This is a genomic window from Anoxybacillus sp. LAT27, assembly GCF_022030075.1.
Lineage (GTDB): Bacteria > Bacillota > Bacilli > Bacillales > Anoxybacillaceae > Anoxybacillus > Anoxybacillus kestanbolensis.
Window position 1 is genome coordinate 1 of sequence record NZ_JAIWYK010000341.1, and the last position, 229, is coordinate 229.

The window sequence follows — 229 nt, forward strand, 5'->3', positions numbered from 1 at the left end:
TGGGCAAAGACGATCGCGTCGGCGCCAAGGCCGAGCGTGGCGTCCAGCACGCGGTCTCCTGGGTGAATTTGGCAAGCGGCAAGCATAGTATCAGTATCACCGCGCTCCAGGCGCTTTATACGAAAGGCGGCCGTGTTCGGATGAAAAAAGAACGGGCGCTTTCCTTCCGCTTCCAGGCGGGCCCCTTTGGCGGTGACGATCAGCACTTCCGCCTCTCCGTAGCGCCGGC

1 pseudogene is annotated in these 229 nt (G+C 62.4%); it reads right to left on the reverse strand.

Going from position 1 to position 229, the window contains the following annotated elements:
- Nucleotides 1-229 (reverse strand): annotated as a pseudogene (locus tag LD028_RS09710) (class I SAM-dependent methyltransferase); the annotation flags it as partial.